General features: G+C 39.6%; 22 protein-coding genes. 9 read left to right on the top strand and 13 right to left on the bottom strand.

Annotation, left to right across the window (positions count from 1 at the left end; translation table 11 throughout):
• Positions 1-131: 131 nt before the first annotated feature.
• Positions 132-983 (top strand): aldo/keto reductase, encoded by an 852-nt coding sequence (locus AACU33_RS37300; RefSeq protein WP_096595776.1) that lies wholly within the window; start codon positions 132-134, stop codon positions 981-983.
• A 105-nt stretch (positions 984-1088) separates the two neighbouring features.
• Here the strand turns inward: AACU33_RS37300 and AACU33_RS37295 are convergent, their stop codons facing one another.
• A complete protein-coding gene (locus AACU33_RS37295; RefSeq protein ID WP_096595774.1) occupies positions 1089-1982 on the bottom strand; it encodes a transposase family protein in 894 nt (297 codons plus the stop codon).
• A gap of 66 nt (positions 1983-2048) precedes the next feature.
• Between AACU33_RS37295 and AACU33_RS37290 the strand changes: the two genes are divergently transcribed.
• Positions 2049-2270 (top strand): aldo/keto reductase, encoded by a 222-nt coding sequence (locus AACU33_RS37290; protein WP_096595772.1) that lies wholly within the window; start codon positions 2049-2051, stop codon positions 2268-2270.
• 53 nt (positions 2271-2323) lie between these two features.
• On the opposite strand, the gene AACU33_RS37285 is transcribed toward AACU33_RS37290, so the two are convergent.
• The 10 genes from AACU33_RS37285 to AACU33_RS37240 all read right to left on the bottom strand — a co-directional run bounded on the left by AACU33_RS37285 (position 2324) and on the right by AACU33_RS37240 (position 9737).
• Entirely contained in the window at positions 2324-2839 is a 516-nt protein-coding gene (locus AACU33_RS37285; RefSeq protein ID WP_339376588.1) for a 3'-5' exonuclease, read from the bottom strand.
• Positions 2802-3218: a transposase gene (locus AACU33_RS37280; RefSeq protein ID WP_339376600.1), complete on the bottom strand. Its 417-nt coding sequence runs from the start codon at positions 3216-3218 to the stop codon at positions 2802-2804. The genes AACU33_RS37285 and AACU33_RS37280 overlap by 38 nt, the downstream gene beginning before the upstream one ends.
• A 46-nt stretch (positions 3219-3264) precedes the next feature.
• On the bottom strand, positions 3265-3615 hold the full coding sequence (locus AACU33_RS37275) for a transposase (protein ID WP_096595770.1): 351 nt from the start codon (positions 3613-3615) through the stop codon (positions 3265-3267).
• A gap of 36 nt (positions 3616-3651) precedes the next feature.
• On the bottom strand, positions 3652-3891 hold the full coding sequence (locus AACU33_RS37270; RefSeq protein ID WP_096595768.1) for a hypothetical protein: 240 nt from the start codon (positions 3889-3891) through the stop codon (positions 3652-3654).
• A 210-nt stretch (positions 3892-4101) separates the two neighbouring features.
• Entirely contained in the window at positions 4102-4557 is a 456-nt protein-coding gene (locus AACU33_RS37265; protein ID WP_096595767.1) for a hypothetical protein, read from the bottom strand.
• A 26-nt stretch (positions 4558-4583) separates the two neighbouring features.
• The gene (locus AACU33_RS37260; protein WP_096595765.1) at positions 4584-5918 is read right to left on the bottom strand and encodes a DNA double-strand break repair nuclease NurA; all 1335 of its coding nucleotides are present in this window, start codon (positions 5916-5918) and stop codon (positions 4584-4586) included.
• A 14-nt stretch (positions 5919-5932) separates the two neighbouring features.
• A complete protein-coding gene (locus tag AACU33_RS37255; protein ID WP_096595763.1) occupies positions 5933-7945 on the bottom strand; it encodes an ATP-binding protein in 2013 nt (670 codons plus the stop codon).
• 62 nt (positions 7946-8007) lie between these two features.
• Positions 8008-8256 (bottom strand): helix-turn-helix domain-containing protein, encoded by a 249-nt coding sequence (locus AACU33_RS37250; RefSeq protein WP_096595761.1) that lies wholly within the window; start codon positions 8254-8256, stop codon positions 8008-8010.
• A gap of 70 nt (positions 8257-8326) precedes the next feature.
• Positions 8327-8635, bottom strand: coding sequence for a hypothetical protein (locus AACU33_RS37245; protein WP_339376587.1), 309 nt, complete (start codon positions 8633-8635; stop codon positions 8327-8329).
• 83 nt (positions 8636-8718) lie between these two features.
• Positions 8719-9737 (bottom strand): IS630 family transposase gene (locus AACU33_RS37240; RefSeq protein ID WP_096595852.1). Its coding sequence is split into 2 segments (ribosomal slippage): positions 8719-9317 and positions 9317-9737, totalling 1020 coding nucleotides; the frame shifts between segments, so codons are not numbered across the junction.
• Between the two features lie 195 nt (positions 9738-9932).
• Between AACU33_RS37240 and AACU33_RS37235 the strand changes: the two genes are divergently transcribed.
• The 3 genes from AACU33_RS37235 to AACU33_RS37225 are packed head-to-tail and all read left to right on the top strand — an operon-like array spanning position 9933 to position 12238.
• Complete coding sequence (locus tag AACU33_RS37235) at positions 9933-10208, top strand: phosphoribosyltransferase (RefSeq protein ID WP_096595757.1); 276 nt, start codon at positions 9933-9935, stop codon at positions 10206-10208.
• Between the two features lie 5 nt (positions 10209-10213).
• Positions 10214-11683 (top strand): DNA-processing protein DprA, encoded by a 1470-nt coding sequence (gene dprA / locus AACU33_RS37230; protein WP_096595755.1) that lies wholly within the window; start codon positions 10214-10216, stop codon positions 11681-11683.
• A gap of 45 nt (positions 11684-11728) precedes the next feature.
• Positions 11729-12238 (top strand): HAD family hydrolase, encoded by a 510-nt coding sequence (locus tag AACU33_RS37225; RefSeq protein ID WP_096595753.1) that lies wholly within the window; start codon positions 11729-11731, stop codon positions 12236-12238.
• Between the two features lie 157 nt (positions 12239-12395).
• Here AACU33_RS37225 and AACU33_RS37220 read toward each other — a convergent pair whose 3' ends face one another.
• Both AACU33_RS37220 and AACU33_RS37215 read right to left on the bottom strand, forming a co-directional pair.
• Positions 12396-12887, bottom strand: coding sequence for a hypothetical protein (locus AACU33_RS37220; RefSeq protein ID WP_339376586.1), 492 nt, complete (start codon positions 12885-12887; stop codon positions 12396-12398).
• Between the two features lie 147 nt (positions 12888-13034).
• Positions 13035-13769, bottom strand: coding sequence for a phosphoribosylaminoimidazolesuccinocarboxamide synthase (locus AACU33_RS37215; protein ID WP_096595749.1), 735 nt, complete (start codon positions 13767-13769; stop codon positions 13035-13037).
• A gap of 257 nt (positions 13770-14026) precedes the next feature.
• Here AACU33_RS37215 and AACU33_RS37210 point away from each other — a divergent pair, with 257 nt between their 5' ends.
• The 4 genes from AACU33_RS37210 to AACU33_RS37195 all read left to right on the top strand — a co-directional run bounded on the left by AACU33_RS37210 (position 14027) and on the right by AACU33_RS37195 (position 16227).
• On the top strand, positions 14027-14515 hold the full coding sequence (locus AACU33_RS37210) for a DUF4174 domain-containing protein (RefSeq protein ID WP_096595747.1): 489 nt from the start codon (positions 14027-14029) through the stop codon (positions 14513-14515).
• 2 nt (positions 14516-14517) lie between these two features.
• Positions 14518-15162 (top strand): glutathione S-transferase family protein, encoded by a 645-nt coding sequence (locus tag AACU33_RS37205; protein WP_096595745.1) that lies wholly within the window; start codon positions 14518-14520, stop codon positions 15160-15162.
• 190 nt (positions 15163-15352) lie between these two features.
• Entirely contained in the window at positions 15353-15706 is a 354-nt protein-coding gene (locus AACU33_RS37200; protein WP_096595743.1) for a hypothetical protein, read from the top strand.
• Positions 15707-15867: 161 nt separating this feature from the next.
• Positions 15868-16227, top strand: coding sequence for a hypothetical protein (locus tag AACU33_RS37195; protein ID WP_096595741.1), 360 nt, complete (start codon positions 15868-15870; stop codon positions 16225-16227).
• Positions 16228-16346: the final 119 nt, after the last annotated feature.

Raw genomic sequence — 16346 nt, 5'->3', positions numbered from 1 at the left:
GTCTACTTTAAGGGGCTACGCCTACGCGCTCTGGCTTTAATAGTACATAAATACTATTAAACTTGCCGCTGCCTTGTTGCAAATGGAAACTAATTCGCTTAGGGTAAACACAGAACAATTGGAAAAAAACTATGACCACTGAACATAGAATCGAGCTTCGTCAAATCGGCTCTACTGGTCTAACTGTTTTCCCCTTGGCTCTTGGATGTATGGGTATGTCCGGAATGTACGGTACGGCGGACGACAACGAAAGTATTGCCACCATCCACGCAGCTCTTGATTACGGTGTAACGCTGCTAGATACAGGTGATTTCTACGGCACCGGACACAATGAAATGCTGATTGGTCGTGCGCTGAAAGACCGCCGAGACAAAGCCCTGCTTTCTGTGAAATTTGGCGCAATGCGCTCTCCTGATGGTGGATGGATAGGTACAGATGCGCGGCCCTCCGCCGTTAAAAATTTCGCAGCCTATAGTCTTACTCGATTGGGAGTAGACCACATCGATATTTACCGTCCTGCTCGACTAGACCCACAAGTTCCTATTGAAGACACCATAGGAGCAATCGCTGAACTAATAAAGGCTGGCTATGTCCGATATATCGGTTTATCAGAGGTGGGAGTAGACACTATTCGCCGCGCACACGCTGTTTACCCCATCAGCGACCTTCAGATTGAATACTCGCTCATTAGCCGTAGTCCTGAAACCGAGATATTTCCCGTACTAGAAGAACTTGGTATTGGCGTGACTGCCTATGGCGTTCTTTCGCGAGGTCTACTGAGTGGTTCTACTCCATCTGCTCAAGGTGACTTCCGTGCCTATTTACCGCGTTTTAGGGAAGAAAACTTTGCCCAAAACCAGCGTTTTGTTGAAGAGCTAAAGCAAATTGCTACAACTAAAGGAGTTAGTCCTTCACAGTTGGCCATTAGACTTGTCCGAAAACTCCAAAGCCAGACTGTTCAAAGCTTTGAGACAAAACTTTGATATTTGCGTCAAAACGTAATTACAAGGGTTTAAGATAGTTACTGATAGTATAGAGGCATAAAAATCAACTCCTATTTTTCTAAATTTTCTAGTTATTCCTAGTTGCTAAGTTGGTAAAATTAAACTACCTATCCTTAATCTAACCAACCCACATACTGTTAAGATAATTTGCTCATAAGTATCGAGCTTTAATCGAAATCTTTGTGAGGCTATGCGAAATATTTTAAGTAATCGAATTAAATGTTCGATGAATATTCGATTACTAGACAAAGCCTTATTTTCATCTTTTTGCTGTTGAGTTAATTCTCGTTTTGGTTTCTTTTTATGAGGAGTAGTGATGTTTTCGCCTCCTTGGAAACCTTTATCACCTGAAAAGGGTTGAGATTTATCAAATTTATTTTGAGATTGACGAAACAATTTTATATCTGCTGTTGGCCCAGGAACGCCCACTTCCACCTCCACAATATCCTTACCTTCTGGTATCCCGACCATTAGACTTTTCAATGTATGTTGTCTCTTCTTGCCAGAAAAATATTTTTGTTGTTCTTTTTGGTCAGAATTCCTATAGATTGGCTGTTCTAGGCTATCGACTAATAGCCTAAAATTGGTTAATACTTCCTGAACAAAGAGTAATTCGCTTTCATTATTTGAGACTTGTTCTAATAAACTAGCTGGTAAAATATCTCGCAGTATTGGTATCCAAGAATGAAAAGTATCGTTGGCTTCTGTCTTAGATATCCCAAATAACATTCCTAATACTTGAAATGTCGGCATCTGTCTTAAATAAAATAGACATAAGCATACTTGTTCTTGGATTGATAATAATTCTTTGCGACCTCCACCAGCCGCATTAATTCTTATTTTTCGGCTTTCTTGCTGAATTTTAATTTCTTGGTGACGTTTGCAGGCACAATTTAATAGTGATTGTAATTGTTCGTAACTAATCCCTAAAATTTGTTTTGTTCGGTGTGGGTACTTTTGGATATAATCAAAAACCATAACTAAGTTTGAAAAATGGTAGACACTCAATTCAACGTTTTACCATTTTTCTTTTCCTAAGTTAATATTTCGGACAAGTCTATTGCCTGGGTACTTGCAAAAGGCAGAAATATTATTCCAGTAATCGGCGCACGCAAGCGCACCCAACTTGAAGAATCATTAAAAGCTGTTGAGGTGGAATTATCACCAGAGGAGTTAAGCCGTATCGAAGCGGCGATTCCGGCATCAGCGATCGCTGGAACACGCTACGACGAGCATCAGATGAAGATGCTAGACAGCGAACGCTAACAGCGCTGTTTGGTGTAGTGATGGGGCATAGGAGCGATCGCTATGCATCTGAATCATGCTGCTTTAACTGTGACCTTGAAGAGTACTTTCTCCAAACGGCTGGTAAATTTCGATGGGCGAGCGCAACTCAGAATCAGTTGCTCTATAGCCCGTGTCATGGCGACATACAATAACCGTGCTTCTTCTGCGGGTGTATTGTACTGGTAAGGCATATAACCAATACCAGGAATGCACACTACTGGAAACTCTAGCCCCTTGGATGAGTGCATAGTCATAAGTTTGATAGTAAGCTCGGCTGGGTGATAGTTGCGGCTGTCACTGCTGGCATTTACCCACTCGATTGGGATTTGGGCTTGCTGGAAGTGGTTATATATGCAATCGCCCATAAATTTAGAGCGATAAATAATTGCTATTTCGTTCCAGGGAGTATTACGCTCGTGTAACTGTTGCACTCTTTGGGCCAAGTAATCTACCTCATGTTTAAAACTGGGGAGTTTAATTAAATCTGGTACTGGCCCCTGCCGTCCTGCACTAGCAGGTTCTATTAATCCAGATGTGAATTGTGGCAAGAGAAAGAAAACCGTTGAAGCAGGCAGCAATTCTTTCCCATCGAACAACAAGCCTGCGATATTTTCTTTGAAACCAGGCGAAACAACGCTCTTGTTGAAAACGTGGAACGGAGATTTTGATGGGTCTGCCCCGATTTTTCTTGCTCTTCCAAACACGCTTGGGTAATTGTGGCCTGATACCGCGTTTACGTAAAGCAGCACGTTTATCTTTAGAATCGTAACCTTTATCAGCTGCCAACACCTTTACTCGTTTACGTGGTCTACCGGGTTTATTAGTTTTGACTTTGACGCTATCGAGTAGTGGAATAACTTGATCTCGTTCACTGCCATTGGCAGGTGTTGTGCAATTGGCTAAAGGCATTCCATTACCGTCAGTCAGGGTATGTATTAAAATTCCTTTACCTTTATGACCATACTTAACTCCTTCACCGCCACCCTTTCCAGGGGGAAAAAGACCCGTCTACAGCACCGTAATTCCAGTTAATTAAACCCTTCTCTTGAGCAATTCCTAGTGTACGTGCTTGTAAACTTTCTAACGTTCCGTCTGTTTCCCAACGCATCAGCCATCTGTGCGCTGCACTTTTTGATGCCCATATTTCTCCCTTGGGAACATCACACCAACGACATCCTGTTATCAATATATACAGTAAGGTGTTAAGTACATGACGAAACGGCGCATGGGGCATTCCTCGCCCTTTCTTTTCTGGCTCCTTGGGGAATATATCTTCAAACAACTTCCATTCCACGTCGCTTAATCCTTCAAATCGCCCTGCCATACCTTAATGCAACTTATCTTCATCAACAGCAGATTATCATATTGCTGGTATTAGTGGGATAGATTCATCGTATATTTCGACTTTATTAGGTTTTTGTTCATTACGAATTTGAATTTGCAAATTACCAGCAAATGTAATTAATGCCCCCAATAAAGCAATTAAAATTGTGATGAATTGCCAAGGTGCTTGACCAATTTCATGAAATAATCCCCAAGCTATTAATCCCAAAATAGTAATTGTAATTATTCCTAGTCCGATATTAGTATTATTTTTCATTTCTCTACTACCAATGCACTAGCATCATTACCACACGTATTGACTAGACGAACTGCGATCGCTAGAAAGGAAAGCTAACTTAATCAATGCAAAACCCAATGAATTATGTACTTTAATGCCTTTATAGAAAAAATAGAACAATTGTATCGGTGCGGATAACCGTACTTAAGGTTGTAATAATTTTAGGCATGGTGTGTGATCGCTTTTCTATTAATCCTCAAACATGAGAAAGGTTTTGATTAAATACCAATTACTCGAATACTGCTTGGGATTATCTAAATGTCTTAGAAATACTTTACCCCACTGGCTTTGAGGATTTTGGGCTTTGCGAATAACATCAACGGGAAAGACGTAAATCTGTGGTTCTTGTCGCCCATTATTTTGCTCTGAGGCTTTCTTTCGATATCTATAACCTCTGTTCAGGGCAACGAAGATAACGAAGTCACAGTCAAAGTTGCGGATGGGAAAACCTCCGTCAAAGTCGGTTGCCCAGCGGCTCTTGACTTGGATACGGCAGGATAGGTTTTTTTCGGGATTAGTGGCAATGAGGTCATAGCCAGGAAAGTTGGTGTAGGCTTTGAATGCCTGAATGCCCTCAATCAGTAAATGACCTAGTACCAAAAATTCTGCGCCAGAAGATTCGAGGGAGGTATCAAGCCTGCTCATGAGCGATCGCTAACCTTTCAAAACCATCAACTAATAATTGCACCTTTGGCAAACTTCTGAAGAATTCTAGAGCTAGGATGGTCAGCTAAAGAGACAAGCTTGTTTGCTAAAGCAACAGGAATGAGGGAACTATCGTACATATCACACTTGAGCTTTTCAATGTTGGTTAAAATTGCACCCAAGTTTTGAAAGTCTGCTTCTTTGGGATTCGTCATATTATTTGAAGTTGGTAAGGAAACAATATACATCCCGCCTGCTAATGTTTTAAAAATCAACTTATTGCTGTAGTAAGTTGTAGAACCATAAGGTCTGCTTGGGTCAGCCTTACCAGGGAGAATGTACTTGTAAATGTAATCATTATTTAGAATTAGTAGAGTTCCGTTTGCAAGCTTCTCAGATATTTCATCGGCGTGTTCTACAAAGGCTCCACTTTTTTCTAATCCAGCCAGGTATAAATTGTGATGTTTAAACAGAAAGTTAACAAGCGATCGCATCGGACGGTACATATTTGCTGTTTGCCCGAAAAAGGCAAGTGGGCCATCCTTAACAAACAAGATTTCTTCCAATAAAGCAGGCTTCATCTTAAGAATGAGCCGAATGAGGTGAACTAGGATAATCTGCTCTAACGTAGTCATCAAATATCCTAAAATACCGCCAGCACCTAACTCTTCATCAATAGCTTCATGTAGCCGGAATACATCTGTTAGAAAAATCTCAGTGCTGCAATGATTACAAGAAAAGGTATAGTCCTTTGTCATGTCTCCCAGATTAAGGGGAATACCTGTCTGTCCGCAAACTGGACAACTTGCTAAGTTCCAAGTTGATAAACTTGTTTCATATTCCTGAAAGATGAACCACCGTAGTGTTGTAATCAATTCTTCATTGTCTACTTTCTGGCAGAAAAAGTTATGAATAGTTCTACGTACTGAATTTACAAGTGTACTTTCAGTTTTAAATTGAATATTACGAACAGGCAGAGTTAGTTTTAAACGTTGAATCTGCTTTAACTTCGCCATATCATCTGGGTCTATGAAAGGCTGTTTACCAAGTCCATCAAGATCATCAATGCTAAAGATGAGCGCCCCGATTTGAAAAAAGCAGACAGTTGACGATGGGAAACCAGTTTGTACAGATACTTCACTGTATCCACCATCAATAGCGATAATATTGCGGATTGGATTTTTTGTTACAGGTTCATAGGAAAAGTTAAGGCAGTCGGAAATAGTTACTTCATCTGCTGATTTAGGGAGATTACATTGACTAAGAAACTCCTGTAATGATTCATCATTAATTATGTGACTATGTGCAGACTTGCTGGCATACTCATTAGGCCGCCGCCCACGTTTGCTTGTATATCCCATATAGTACGTACTTTTTATTTAGAGAAACGGTCAATTTGAGTAGGAACTACGAAGGCATTAGAGTAGGTTTTCATGCGTACAAAACCTTTATCACTATCCGCACTAAACCTGACTAAAGATTCAGTAAAGTCTCCAAAGTCGTAATACTTTTTAATTTCTTTTGTCTCGTCCTCGTTATTTAAATGGGCAATAAACCAATTTTGAGTATTTTTGAGAATGTTGGAACTTATTGAACTCACTTCTTGAGTAGCATAAATTAAGCCAAGATTGAGTTTTGCACCCTCTTTGGCAATCCGGTTATAGACTTGGCTTAAGTCCTTATCATTCTGTTTAGGAAAAAGATTGTGAGCTTCTTCAAAGTAAAACTGAATGAAGTTGTTAGATGTATTTTGAATGAAGCGATTCATTGCATCTGCAAAAATTTGGCGACAAATGCGTTCGGAATACAGGCGTTGAATCTCTGGGTCGCCCTGTGACAAATCTACAATGATAATCTGTCCCTTGCGAAGCTCCTCAATAATTTCTTCTTCAAAGGGTTTACCAACTGTTTCTGTATGAAGAATAGCAATATCTCGTAATTTGATATACCCATTAATAGTTGCTTTGCCACTGGGTTGAGTTTTCCGTGTCAGGAAAATAAGCAGAGCTTTCAAATCTTCATCAGCCCACTCACGTCCTTTACTTTTTTTATAATCACTGAAGAACTCATGGTTGTAGTTTTCCCAAATGGTAGTGAACCAATTGCTCGCTTCCTCAAGTGATATACCTTTACTGGGATCTATGCTTCCATCTTCTTTTACTAATTGATTGAGTTCCTTTTGACCCTGAAACTTGACTGTAAAACCATTAGGCACAATAAATCCAGCTTTATACAAGCAGCACAAATAAGCAGCTTTTTTACGCTCATATCGCGTAGTAGCCGAAAAATCAGTTTTATCCTTTGGTTCTTCAAGGTCAATTGATAAGAAGCTTTTTACATAATCGGCAGTTTCTAGTCCTAAATGGCTGCGTATTAATTCAAATCCAGATTTTACATCTCTGTAGAAGTTCACCTTCATCACTTTGAAACCATCTTTATTGAGAGTGCTGTACCGGATGGTTCGCTCTTTGTATATTTCAAATATGGCTGTACCTTCATCCTGCATATTTGCATTTGCATATTCACCATTGATGTCAAATATGATTTGACCGACTGGATACTTTGGTAAACCATCTTCAGTTAAAGGCTCTAAGTTCGCTACGGCGCTACCATTTAACTTACCGTTGAGTGCATAAGCAGCTTTATCGCTCATCAAAACAGTAGCTTGAATGACCTTTTTAACTGTGTTTGACTTACCTGTGCGGGTCATTCCAAATAGAGCAGTACGTTTACCAAGAAAGTCTTTTGGACTTACAAATACAGGTACATCATCTTCCTGCGCCTGGAAGCGAAGGCTAGAGCTGTAGCGAACCTTGCCAATTTTGATATCAGTTGGCTTACCTGTGATGCCCTCTTCACGGAAGTTAACGATAAGTTCTAATACGTCTGGGTTTGGCTTAATTACCCTATAATTATGAGCGCTATAAAAGTTTTCAACATCAGCACCAAAACGTGTACATCCTTTATCATCTTTATAAAACGTTCCTAAAATTCTGCATTCCAGCCCAGAAAAGCTAAATTCATATTTTGTGTAGCTATCTAACTGACTTTCTTTACCACTAGTTTTCAAATTATCTTTGTAATACTCAATCATTGAACTGATAACATCATTATCAGTTGGCAACTTTGCTGGTTTTACAACCCTGAGAAGCAATACCTCATAAACATCATTTTCATTCTCGTAATAAGCTAGCAGAAAAGACCCTTGGGGAATTCCTTTAGCTTTTAGCTTCCAAGAATCAGCAACTAAAATATATGCTTTTTCATAATCAATGTGAAAAGGACGACCAATAAAAATACCAGTTTCTATATTGTTTGTATTACTATTTCTTTTAAATAAATCTACAGATGCGATTTTGGCTATTACATTGGTAAAACTTAAAGTCATAGATAATTACCTCTATAAAATTACTACTTTTAGCATGAAAATTTTCCAATGTTCAAAGAATATTAATTTTCCAAATACTTCTCTAGCAAATCCTTACCGCGATCGCCCATCTGGATTAGTTGCACCTCAATCTTTTCCATTGCTAAAGGCGATGGTTTAGTGCGTCCATTCTCCCAACGGTTAATTGTGGGATATGTCACACCCAAATGTGCTGCAAACTGTTCCTGAGTCAAATTTGACAGCAAGCGAAGTTCGCGGATTAGCTTGCCAACTTCTGGCTGATGAATGACTAGGGGCTTTTTTATGGTCATCTAGCCTCTGAACTCAAATAACAAACTTGGTGTAATACTTGATATATCATTTGATACATTTTAGCTACACTCAGGCTGGTGTGCTGTCAGCAAATATTCTGAAATTTTTTGGCTTAACAAGATTTAAAGCAGTTTCGTCTAAAAGAAAGACATGGAGTGCGATCTCCCCTTCTCGCTCGATTAACACATCAAAATCCCCGCGTTCAGTCGGTGGGGCTAAAATTTCCTTAAGCAGCTTTACTAATACAGACATACTATTTCCCAAATGTAAATCTCGGAAATTTTCAAAACTCCTAATTTCTGGAAAGATGTTTCTGTAGATTGCACAATATTCATCCACAAATTTGATGCTAGGTTTGGGGCTTCTTGGCTGTGTCATCCTCCCCTCCTGGCTTTCAGCCCTTCTTTCTGATTTTACTCTTCCCGGAGTGACAAAAGAAAGATATAGCAATCCTAACTGATTCATGAGAAAACACCATATTCATGGAGCTTAGGAAAGTCAAAAATTTGACAATTAAGCGATAACTCAAATAAAGCCTTGACAACAGAGAAGGAATGACAGAAAAAATGCAACTCTTGAATCAGTCTTTTGCCTTGCAACCAAATATCTTCTACAGGGTTCTGTTGGGGTGCATTTGGGGCAAACCTTTCGCAAGTTATCAACCATTGTTCTTTTTCTAAATTCGCATTCAAAGAATCTAAATAATCTTTGATTTTTTGAGAGCGATGATAACTAGCGCCATCCCAAATGATTAAAAGTTTTGCATCAGGACGTTGTGAGCGGAGATACTCTAAAAAATTAATTGTGTTTTCTGAGTTACCTTTCTTAGCAGAATAGGTGAGAAATTCCTTAGTTTTATAGTCTAATGCACCAAAGTATGTTTGTTTATCACGAGCATTGACGACTGGAATTGAAATGCGCTCACTCATTTTACCCCAGATATATCCTATTATGTCTCCCCAGAGTAAATGACATTCATCAATGATGAAAACCACTAGCTCTCCTGTCTCGATTTGGGGTCGTCGCTTTTCCAACAATTCACAAATCTCTTTTTTTTTAAAGCGACTAATTCAGGGTCATGCTTTGGATTATTAGCTTGAGTTTTCTTCCAACTAATACGTGCTTCATGAAACAAATCATAGTAACTTTGTTTAGATTCAAATGTTACTTCATACTTAGATGCTACTTGGTATTCTAGCTCATTAAGCGTCCATTCATTCTTTGTTTGTAGCCATTCAATCACTTCCCTATGTTGTTGTGTATCTAAAAATCCTTTGCTGCCTTTATATGCTAACTTTAAACCATCTACTCCATTTTCAAAAAATGCTTTTTTCCATGTACTTATAAAGCCTGATGAAACACCCAATATTGGCATTATCTCTTTATGTTTGTATCCATAAAGCAACATTTTGACTGCCATTGCTCTTGTAATTTCACGTTTATCTTGGCTATGTCTGATAAAATCTTCTAATGATTGTATCCACATCGCTATCATCCAAGCACTTGTCGTAAATATTACTGCTATATCTCTTCAGTATTTTCTCATAAATGATTTCGGATTGCTATAGACTATTTTTTTAAAGAAATTGACCTACTTCTGGATAAAAACTTTCCTATCATAACGGTTCCTTCCAGTGACCCTCAAAATATTAATACTGGAATCAACCAAGTAGCATTGTTGCTGACTCAACAAGGACGTATAGATGCTACTTCTTGCCTGCAAAGATATAAGAAGGTTGAAAAAAAATCAAATGGTGGAAATCGGGATATTAATGTAGACTTAAATTCTATTAAGGTTAATAACCATCACCTGCTTAAAGGACAAACAGTTCTTCTTTTAGACGACGTTACTACGACTGGTAACTCTTTTCTTTCTTGCGAAACTTTATTAGAACAAGCTGGTGCATTAAGAGTAGTAAAATTAGCTTTAGGCAAAACAGCAAGTTACTAATATTTATGCAACGATTGGATACTCTTAATATACTAACTCTTAATTTAGTACCAGGAGTAGGTAAAAGTACTCTTCAGCGTATTTTAAATAACCTATCATTTAAACCTTCAAATTTAAAAGAACTTTATGAAGTAGCATCTACATATATTAATCTAACTAATTCACAATTAGAATCAGCTTTCAATCGTGCTGAACAATTATTAGAAGAACATGACAAGGCTGGTATTAAGGTTATTGGAATTGACGATCCAGAATTTCCACAACAATTAAGAACCATAACAAATCCTCCATCAGTTCTTTATGTTAAGGGAGATATCAATTGCTTAAAACCAGAATGCTCAGTAGCTGTCATTGGAACTCGCCAGCCTACTGATTATGGTAAAAGAACAGCAATTAGAATTGCTCAACGATTTGCAGAGCAAGGTTTGATAGTTGTAGGTGGTTTAGCACAAGGTTGTGATACTGCTGGTCATCAAGGTTGTTTAGACGGAAAAGGTTGTACTGTTGCTGTCTTAGCACATGGATTAGACAGGATTTATCCGTCTGAAAATCGAGAATTGGCTCAAAGAATTATTGAGTATGGTGGATGCCTTGTAAGTGAATATCCAATTGGTAATAAGCTCTTTAAAAATCAATTTGTAGAGCGAGATCGTATACAAAGTGGCCTAAGTTCTGCTGTAGTAATTATTGAAACTGACATTAAAGGTGGAACAATGCATACAGCTAAATTTTGTCTTGAGCAAGGTAGAGTTCTTGCTTGTATAAATTATGAACCTAAGCATCGTTCTGATAAATCACGAGGAAACGAAAAATTAATTGCTGAAGGAAAAGCATTTTCTCTTAAAAATGCAGACGATTTCAAAAGTTTTCTAAGTAATGTTTTTGGAAAAATTATTACTTTAAATACAGAAACAACAGAATTATTTGGTTCAGACATAATAACTCCAAATATTTCAACCAAAGCAGAAATAGTTGAATCGCAAAAAACAAGTGCTACAGAAGTAATAGGTGAAAACAATAATACAACTATTCAGGTTATTTTGAGTCAAGAGGAAAAGCAAAAATTTGAAGTTAAATGTGCTGAAAATGGCATGACAGTTAACCAAGTTTTACATGAATTTATTACAGCTTATTTGATTGATGAAACCTCAAAAACTGTAACTTACCCGTCTCAAGTATTTAAAGAAAAAAATATTAATGGGGCTGAACAATTAAGTTGTCAACTAACCTTACCAATTGAAAATTTAGATGTTTCGCAAAATAAAATAGTTGAAATTCATCAAATAGATAGCAATACAAATAATGCTTTAAATACTAAAAAGTTAGCGGAAAGGTTGAATGTAAATCCATCTACTATTTCTAAAAATAAAGCAAAAGGGGTTGAATTTTTTAAAGAATGGAGCCATAAGAAAGATCCAGATGGAATTGCTTGGGAATATTTTGAAAAGACTAAGTTGTTTGAAGTAGCATTTTAAGCTTTTTAGTAGTTATAAACTATAGCAAATTATGTATAGCAAATTATGGGAATTTTAATAGACCTTGACCAAACCCTTATAGATTCTCAAGTGGCTGAACAATTCCGCAGAAACAAACAATGGTCTAATGTGTATAAACTAATTCCACAGCTATATGCATATCCAGGAATATCAGAGCTACTAAAAGAGATAAAAGCAATTGGTGTACCTATATGTATAGTTACTTCTAGCCCAAGACCATATTGTGAGAAGGTAATAAAACATTGTGATTGGAAGATAGATGCAACTGTCTGTTATCACGACACCACTAATCATAAACCTCATCCAGACCCTATTCAAAAAGGCTTACTAAGTTTAGGATTAGAAGCATCAGAGGCAGTTGCTATTGGTGATGCAGCAAAAGATATTCAAGCCGCTAAAGCAGCAGGAGTTTTATCCATTGGAACACTTTGGGGTTCTTTAGAAAAAGACTTACTAAAAGCCTCAAAGCCAGATATAGTTTGTGAAACGGTTACAGATCTGAGAGAAATTTTATTAGTGAAGTATAAATATTGAAAATTTATTTCTTCTCCCACCTGAAAAATCTATTTTAGCTATAAAAATTAGTACAGAGTTAGTAACAGAGCGTAGGAAGCACAAAAACCGGAGGCATCGCTCCTCCTCTGCTAACTTTTCCTCTAAGAATTTTCATCAGCGATCGCCCCATCGCCCCTTACAGCTGCTCCATCTTCACCCCAGCAACTTCCAACATCACTGTGGTAATTGGTACTAATCGCCCCAAAGTAGTGTAACAACCGCTCCCCACTGGTGTTGTAGTTGAGCGTTCCCGAAACCGCCGCATGGTGATGTGAAACCACTCCCGCGTTTTGGGCATTGGTAGTCTGTAGAGTTGGCGAGTATTGACAAAATAGTAAAAAAGCCAATCTGCCTCGGTGTACATGAAGCAGCCGGGGGTTCCTTTCTCCAAATTGCTGTGGGTTTCAAAAAACAAGTTACGAGTTTTATTCCACCTGTCGCCCTTAATCTCGATCAAAATTTCGCCACTTTGCGTTGTCCAGATGAGGTCAACATCTCTGCGTTGGTAATCTAGGTCATTTTCAACATTAACAACGTCAATGGTTTCTGGTTTAGAGCGCAGCCAAGCCTCGATGTCAGCAGCAGCCAGCTTTGCTACTTCTTGAGCTTCATGCATGGTATAGGTCATCGCTATATCTCCTACCAGCAGGGCATATTGGTTTATTATTTCACTTTCAGCACTTCAGCAAACGCCTTCGCCTCAAACGAGCATACAAGCGTTCGCGTGAGCGCGTCTCGCAGAGAGGAAAACCAAAAGGGTGTAGGCGTAGCCCTTCTACCGCTGATCCATGTTAGCGTCTGATATTAATGAACCGTCAGTTGATAGTACGATATAGCGATAGTTACGTGGAGCCGAACGCCAAAATTGCCCTAATTGCTTGATGTTGTAGCCATTGGGTACATTAATTTCAAAATAACCGTGTTCTGGAACCCAGGCAATCCACATACCATTGTTCGCTTGGCTGTAGCCCATTTTGCTCCAGAACAAATTGCGGATTTTTTGCTCTTGCGCCTCGCTAATGGGTACACGCACTTGTCGCCAAGATGGACGGCCAGCATTCCGCAGAGCTTCACGAGGCAAATTGGAGGGTAGCGATCGCCCAATAGTATTGTAATACCAGCTATAACGTGCTTTCTCTGTTAACATATCAAACCGCGTACAAGCGTCATACACTGCCGAAAGCAAGCGGCCATCACTGGCATAAACGCTATGCAAGTAATTGCCAAGTCGTAGCAAGTTGAGGGCTTCTTGTTTGTGTGAGCCACGCAGCCGATCGAAACTCTTAGCTAGGGTGATGCGAGCGCCTTTTAAGCTTTCATACACTTTTGTTGTACCCCAAGGGTAAGTTTCTTGGCGCTGTAATTCATCCCAACGTTGCTGCACTTGCGGTTGCACTTCCTCAAGTGGCTGAACAGATCCAGGACAGTTAGCTTGAGCTTTTGGTATGGCAACTAAAAAATTGAGTGTAGAGGCGATTGGTAATATCCAAAGTAAGTTTTTGTATAACATATTACTGAAAATGTATGATTTTAACTAGAGATTTCCAAGATTAATACTTTTATCCACAAGCCCAACTACAGATTTACTCAAAGATAGAGGAGAAGTAGGGGAGGTGCGATCGCCTACACGCCCATAGTCCAAATTCTTAGAGGAAAAGTTGCATCTTAAGAACCTTTACTTAATACCCAAGACAAACCACCAGATATATAAAGAGTGGGGAAACTGATGATAGGTTGAGATGATGCAATAAGATAACAACCAAGAGCGTGAATAAGTCAGTATTAATTGCCTTTACTCTCACCGCGTGGTCTACCCTGTTGCCAGTCAGCATTGCTGGTACTGCCCTGCTTTCAAGCAATCATCCTATCAAAATGTCTTCATTTAACCTCAGTGCCCAAAAATGGCAAAACCGCGTGCTACTAGTGTTTGCGCCATCTGTTGATAACCGTAATTACCAACAACAGATGCAGTTATTGCAACAGCATAATAGTGGTTTTGCTGACCGGGATTTAGTTCTGGTTCAGGCTTTGGCTGATAAAAGCTATGCCAATGGACAATTAATAGATGAATCTTCTGTGGCCAATTTGCGATCGCGCTTTGGAGTTGACAAAGATAATTTTCGTGTAATTTTGGTGGGCAAAGATGGTGGTGTTAAGCGCCAAGATACTACACCAGTCCAGGTTAAGGCAATATTTGAGCAAATTGACGCTATGCCCATGCGCCAACAAGAAATGCAACAGCGAGGTAGAAACTAGCTATGACGATTGTTGTCCATCATCTTAACAACTCGCGATCGCAGCGCGTGCTATGGCTGCTTGAAGAATTAGGTATCGAATACGACATCAAGTACTATGAACGCGACCCAAAGACGATGCAAGCACCAGCATCACTACGGCAAGTTCATCCGCTTGGTAAGTCACCAGTAATTACAGATGCAGGGGAAACTATTGCTGAGTCAGGAGCGATTATCGAATACATAGTAGAGCGCTACGGCAACGGTCGGCTAATTCCACCATCTGGTACACCAGAGCGTCTGCGTTACACCTATTGGTTGCATTATGCGGAAGGTTCGGCAATGCCACCTTTAGTGATGAACCTCATCTTTAACCGTTTTGCAGCAGAAAACAGCAGTGCCAACGATGCATTTATCGCGCCCCAAATCAAGCTTCACTTTGACTATATAGAAGCTGAACTTGGTAAGAGTACATGGTTTGTAGGCGAAGAATTCACCGCCGCCGATATCCAAATGAGCTTTCCTTTGGAAATTGTCGCTACGCTTCCTGAACAAATTGAGAATCGACCAAAGATTCAGCAATTTATTGAACGCATTCAGGCGCGCCCTGCTTACAAACGCGCCCTTGAACGTGGTGGTAAATACGACTACGCCAACAGCATTCAATAATTCTCGTATTCCAACTAACCCCACAGGTGAAGTGGGGTTTTTGTTGTGTCATAGGCGATCGCCCCTAAAAAATTCTTAAAGGAAAAAAGTGCAATGATGCGGTAAATGTGACTCTTAAGGGATGCCAAAGGCAGCAAGCTACGCACCCCCCTAATTTGGGAATCCTGGTAATAGTTGCATTCCCAATATCATGAAATTACTGAACTTCCTCAAACCCAAGCCAGCACAGCCAACCATCGAAAGTTACGCTCAACAAAGCTGTGGCGTTGAGCCAAAAGAAATTCAGTCAATCATGGAATGGCTGTCTGCTAGTCTCATGGCAGCCGGATACTTTGGCAAATCCCACATCATTTGGTACGACAGCGATAACCCTGACCCCAGCCTGGAGCAAACAGTTAAGAAAGTGATGAAGCGGGACGAGCCAATCTTTTTGTATTGCTGTGGTGGTAATGTGTCGCCGCTGCCTACTGGGTACTATTGGCGGATGATGGAAGAACACCCATCGATGCAGATTTATCAGCTCGAAGTTAAGGATGGGGAGTGATGGGGCCGCTCTCTGTAAGCCACCAGAGATGTTACACCCCAGCATAAAATAAAATCCCCACCTTATCAGTGGGGATAGGGATTTCTCTTGTAAAGTACAAATGTACTATAAAGATGTAGACCTGACAAGTTATCATTTTCAAAGCGAGTACACTAGTACTTATGCCAAAAATCAACCAATGCGATCGCTGTCTCCTCTATGCCCACAACCCCCACCTCGTCTGTGCCGTTCACCCAACGGGGGTAGATGGTGACAGCTGCCTCGACTTTCGAGAAGACCCCAACGCCCAAGTAGAGGAACTATGGCAACCAGAAGGCGCAAGTTACTACAATGGCGAGTTGATTTTGCAACCCGAACAGCGATGGACGCAACAGCAACAGCTAGAACTGCTAGACACCCATCCTTTATTCACTGGTAAATGCCCACAGTGCGGGTTTACATTTGACCGCGACTATACAGCACGGGTGCATTGGGATTGTGCAGTTATCTATAGGTTTAACAACAAACACTTTGATTTATAAAAGTTTTACGTCATAAATGTTTTCTACAACGAAGAAAGTATTCGGTCTGATGAATGTGAGATAAAAGTAGAAAAACCAAAAGAAATTTTGGATAAGGACATCGAAAAGGGGTATAGGGT

It is taken from the genome of Calothrix sp. NIES-2098, from assembly GCF_963875125.1.
Taxonomy (GTDB): domain Bacteria; phylum Cyanobacteriota; class Cyanobacteriia; order Cyanobacteriales; family Nostocaceae; genus Aulosira.
Note: the sequence above shows the minus strand (reverse complement) of the source record. Positions and strands in the feature narration are given on the sequence as shown.